The 4,818-nt window shown below is 60.9% G+C and carries 4 protein-coding genes and 1 tRNA gene; 3 read left to right on the forward strand and 2 right to left on the reverse strand.

Annotated features, from left to right (window positions below):
• Window positions 1-108: 108 nt before the first annotated feature.
• Window positions 109-185, reverse strand: a tRNA-Met gene (locus WBP53_RS05380).
• Between the two features lie 284 nt (window positions 186-469).
• Here WBP53_RS05380 and WBP53_RS05385 point away from each other — a divergent pair.
• The 3 genes from WBP53_RS05385 (at window position 470) to bfr (ending at window position 2,142) form a co-directional block, all read left to right on the forward strand.
• The gene (locus WBP53_RS05385; RefSeq protein ID WP_423926697.1) at window positions 470-1,012 is read left to right on the forward strand and encodes an RNA pyrophosphohydrolase; all 543 of its coding nucleotides are present in this window, start codon (window positions 470-472) and stop codon (window positions 1,010-1,012) included.
• Window positions 1,013-1,229: 217 nt separating this feature from the next.
• Window positions 1,230-1,436: a bacterioferritin-associated ferredoxin gene (locus WBP53_RS05390; RefSeq protein ID WP_423926699.1), complete on the forward strand. Its 207-nt coding sequence runs from the start codon at window positions 1,230-1,232 to the stop codon at window positions 1,434-1,436.
• Between the two features lie 235 nt (window positions 1,437-1,671).
• Window positions 1,672-2,142 (forward strand): bacterioferritin, encoded by a 471-nt coding sequence (gene bfr, locus WBP53_RS05395; RefSeq protein ID WP_423926701.1) that lies wholly within the window; start codon window positions 1,672-1,674, stop codon window positions 2,140-2,142.
• A 257-nt stretch (window positions 2,143-2,399) separates the two neighbouring features.
• On the opposite strand, the gene WBP53_RS05400 is transcribed toward bfr, so the two are convergent.
• Window positions 2,400-4,703 carry an ATP-binding protein gene (locus tag WBP53_RS05400; RefSeq protein WP_423926703.1) on the reverse strand — a complete coding sequence of 768 codons (2,304 nt, stop codon included), beginning with the start codon at window positions 4,701-4,703 and terminating at the stop codon, window positions 2,400-2,402.
• Window positions 4,704-4,818: the final 115 nt, after the last annotated feature.

Consider the following 4,818-nt stretch of genomic DNA (forward strand, 5'->3'; position numbering starts at 1 on the left):
CCGAGCAGGCGTCCGGGCGCATGAGGAGATCACGCAGCCGCACAAACGGCAATCCGGCCTCTGTCTGGCCATCTATGTCGCTGCTTCAGTGTAAGTGGTTGATTTGTATGGTGGCTATGGGTGGACTCGAACCACCGACCCCGGCATTATGAGTGCCGTGCTCTAACCAGCTGAGCTACATAGCCAGAAATCCTGATCATTATGGGTGCCGTGCATTGACCGGCAGACCTGCATAACAATGCGAGCCGAAGGCTCTGAGGGGGGTCGGATTCTAGAGGCTGGGCCAACGGTGTCAAGCGTTTGCGCGCTTTTTCGTGTACGAATTACCGATGCGCTGCCTTGCTGCGGTCGCAGGCACTGTGGAAGAATCGATGCGCAAGCGCGTGTGGAGAGCGGATTCGTGCAGATTCAACGCTATTCTGTACTTGCTTGAAGAGGCTTCCAGGCCGGCAACTCATGGAGTTTTTGCGTGATCGATCCAGATGGCTATCGTCCGAACGTGGGAATCGTCCTGATCAGGGATGATGGCCGCGTATTTTGGGCGCGCCGGGTCAACCGTGATGGCTGGCAGTTCCCGCAAGGGGGCATGCGTACCGACGAGACGCCTATTGAGGCGATGTATCGGGAACTGGAAGAGGAGACGGGCCTTCACCCGCACCATGTCGAGGTGCTGGGCGCCACGCCTGGCTGGCTGCGTTATCGTCTGCCCAATCGCTATGTGAGGCACAACGTGCGGCCGACTTGCGTGGGCCAGAAACAGGTGTGGTTCCTGCTGCGATTCACCGGCGAGGAAGCGCATTTCCGCCTGGATGCCAACGAAAAGCCGGAATTCGACCATTGGCGCTGGGTGGATTTCTGGTATCCCAGCGAGCATGTGGTGGTCTTCAAGCGTCGCGTGTACGAACAGGCTTTACGCCATCTTCTGCCCATGGCCGAGGCGCTATGCCAGATGCCATTGCGGGAAGGGGGCAGCGCCGAATCCGATAGTGCGGAGCCGGCGTTCTCGCGCTAGAAGGCTGCACGGGCCCCCGTTCGTCAGCCAGCCCGGTCGAAACCGATCCGGAGATGCCCGTTTTGCTGGCTGGATGGCACTTTCCGGCTTTTTCCTCGTGTCTTGCGGCCGTCATGGCGGCCTCGCGATGGGCCGGGACCAGGGATCAAATGCGTTGGTAGTTGACAATCATTCGTATTTGCAATTGAATAGCGTCAGTCCCGAACAGGGTTTGGCGATGTACGTGTGTATTTGCAATGGTGTGACTGATCATGCGATCCGCGAAGCGGCGGCACGCGGCGTCAGCTCGCTTGAGGAACTGACCATGCGCACCGGCCTGGCCAGTGGTTGCGGCAGTTGCGCAGACATGGCGCGCGAAATTCTCAATGAATCGCGACCGCCCGCCATTCGTCCGTTCCCCCTGCGGCTTGCGATCGCCGCCTAGCCAACAGTCGGATTGGGCCAGGCAGGGCTGCGAGAGTGTTCGTCGGGCCGTATTCCTCCCCCTGCCGGAATAGTCCGGCAGCCTGCTGGCCGCAGTACTTCCCCGGTATCACGTGCACGCATCAATGCGTGCGATTCGCGTTTCTCGATCATTTCTGCGCAACCGCTATAGTCGCGCCATGCGCTGCACCGTCACTTTGGTGCGGCCACCCCTACCCCACACGGAGAACGCGCCCATGAAAGGCGACGCCAAGGTCATCGAGCATCTGAACAAGTCACTGCTCAACGAGCTGACTGCGATCAACCAGTATTTTCTGCACTCACGCATGTACCGCAATTGGGGCTATGCGGATCTGGCCGAGCATGAGTACAAGGAGTCGATCGACGAGATGAAGCATGCCGATCGCCTGATCGAGCGCATCCTGTTCCTGGACGGCCTGCCCAACCTGCAACAACTCGGCAAGCTGATGATTGGCGAGAAGCCCAGTGAAGTGATGGCCTGTGACCTCAAGCTGGAGCAGCTTGCGGTTCCGGATCTGAAGGCGGCCATTGCGTACTGCGAGAGCGCCAGCGACTTTGTCAGTCGAAAGTTGTTTGTCGACATCCTCGAATCGGAGGAAGAACACATCGACTGGCTCGAAACCCAACTGGCACTGATCGCGCAACTGGGCGAGGCGAACTACCTGCAGACCAAGATTGGCAGCTAGCGTCGAGGCCCGTGTTTGGTCATTCCCGCCAAGGTGGGAATCGCTTCCTGATAGTCGAATGGCAGATTGCCCGGCAGCTTAGTGACTGGCGCAATGACGCAAGACAGCCGGATGACCAGCATCTCCACTATTGCAAGACTCTTCCTGCTTGCGCAGGGAGAACCAAGCGAAGAGGAAAGCGTCCAGTCCATGCTGTCCGACACAAAGCCTGCTCCGCACGATGCGTGGACAAGCTTCTGTATGCGCGTCGGGCCTGGTTAGCGCAAGCCCAGTTCCTCGAACGCGCAAACCACCCGCTGGAATTCGTTCTCGACGCGATTCGAGAGCGAGCCCAGCTCGTCACTGGACTGCAAGCGGGCATCGGCTTCGGCGCGCCTGGCCAGTTCGGCAAGTGGCAGAGCGCCCAGATTGGCGCTGGATGATTTCAGTGAATGGGTGATTTCAGCGATCGCATCGTGGTCGGTCATGTCGGCGGCTTCGCGCAATCTTGAAAGCAGTCGTGGCGTGTCTTCCAGGTAGATCTGCAGCAAGCTCGCGAATCCGTCACCCATGACCTCAAGCAGCTCCTGCACCACTTCCTGATTGACGGCGGCAGTCTGCAGTTCTGCGGATTCACTATTTGGTGTGCCGACGATTCGCCGAGGTGCTGCCGTGGTCGCGTTCGTGGCCGGCGGAGCTGGCGCGGGTGACGGCTCGGTCGAATGCGCCAGCCATCCACTCAGCGTGCTCGCCAGCAGGTGGCGATCCAGTGGCTTGCTGAGGTAGTCATCCATGCCCGCGTCGATGCACTTCTCGCGATCGCCAGCCATCGCGTTGGCGGTCATTGCGATAATCGGCAGGCGTGGCAGATTCCGCGCGCGTTCTTCCGTGCGTCGTGTCCGGGTCGCGGTATAGCCATCCATGACGGGCATCTGGCAATCCATCAGCACGATGTCGTAGTGGCCACGTGAAATCTTGTCCAGGGCCTCCTGTCCATCGCTGGCGAACTCGGTGCCGAGGCCCAGCAGGGAGAGCAGCCTTCCGGCTACTTGTGCGTTGACCGGATTGTCTTCGACGAGCAAGGCGCGGCCCTGCAACTGCACGGATGCCGGCGCCGGTGCCTGCGAGGTCATCATTTCGCTGGACAGGCCAAACATCGGCGCGTCGCGCTGTTCTTCACCGTGGCCAACCCCGAGCAGGCGACCAAGCGTCTCACGCAACTCGCGCAGGTCGAAATTGCCCGACAAGGCGGTCACGCGTTCATCGCTGCGAATGTCCTGCACGGCTTCGTCGTTGCCTGCGATCAGGATGCAAAGCGGGTCGAGTGAGGGATCCCGCCGGATATTGCGGATCAGGGCTATGGTCGGTGCGCCCACCGATTCGACATCGACAATGAGGACTTCATACACCCACCGATCACCCTTGCTCGAGCTGGCGCGCAGCTTGCTCAGTGCATCAACGGCGAGATTGCTGTGCATGTGACTCATGCCAAGCTGACCAACCAGGCTGCCGGCGCGACGCAGGAATGCATCATCCCCGCTCAAAAGCAGGGTACGGACCCCGGACAGATCGCTGCGGGAACGAACGTCGCCAATCGCCTTTTGCAGCGGTACGTTGAACCAGAAAACAGATCCGCGCCCGACCTCGGATCGCAAGCCGATCTTGCCCTCCATCAAATCAACCAGGCGCGTGCAGATGACCAGGCCGAGGCCGGTGCCGCCGAATACGCGTGTGGTCGAGGTGTCAGCTTGGGAGAACGGCTGGAACAGCTTCTTTTTGGCGGTGTCCGAGATGCCGATGCCGGTATCGCGCACGGCAAACGTGATCTCGTAGTGGCTGCGCGTCTCGGCGCGCTTGCTGACCTGGATGGTGACACTGCCGCGCTCGGTGAACTTGATCGCGTTGCTGACCAGATTGGTCAGCACCTGGCGCAGGCGAATGGGATCGCCGCGCACGGCCAGTCGCACCGACGGGTCGATCACGACACCCAGGCGCAGACCCTTCGCGGTGGCGCTGCCCTCCATCAGGGTGGCAACAGAATCGACGACCTCCTTGAGGTTGACGCCGACATCCTCCAGCTCGAGCTTGCTGGCTTCGAGTTTCGAGAAATCCAGGATGTCATCGACGATGCGCAGCAACTCCAGTGCAGACTGGTGCGCCGTGGCAAGGTATTCCTGCTGGTCGGGACGCAGCGGCGTGGAGCGGAGCAGATCAAGCAGCGGCACGATGCCGTTCAGCGGCGTGCGGATCTCGTGGCTCATGGTGGCCAGGAACTCGCCCTTGGCCATGGTCGCGGCTTCGGCCTCCTGCTTGGCAGCAACAAGATCATGCTGCATCGCCCGCAGTGATTCGAGTTCCTCGAGCATGGCCGGCGGCGGTCGGGTGCTGCCGGGTTGCGTGGGAATCGCGGCCGCTTCCGAGCGGTTCGAAATGCCGCGTGCACGCAGGCCGACCACGGCGACGATGGCCGTCAGGATCGACACGACGACAACACCCATGCCCAGCGCAACGGCAGGTAGGCGCGGAAGCAGGATCAGCCCGAGACCCAGCAGCACAGCCACTACCGCGAGAAATGCAATCAACGGGAATGCCCAGCCAGGTCGATCTGACCGGTTGTCATGCGCTTCGTGGTCTGATGATCGCTGCATGCGCGGTCGAAGGCTCAGTTGCCGGCCATCTGGAAATCGTAGGAGGTGT

Source organism: Dokdonella sp. (assembly GCF_049593775.1).
Lineage (GTDB): Bacteria > Pseudomonadota > Gammaproteobacteria > Xanthomonadales > Rhodanobacteraceae > Dokdonella.

Excerpts from the sequence above, each read along its gene's own strand:
- WBP53_RS05390 (WP_423926699.1), top strand. The coding sequence starts at position 1,230 with ATGTACGTGTGTATTTGCAATGGTGTGACTGATCATGCGATCCGCGAA.
- bfr (WP_423926701.1), top strand. The coding sequence starts at position 1,672 with ATGAAAGGCGACGCCAAGGTCATCGAGCATCTGAACAAGTCACTGCTC.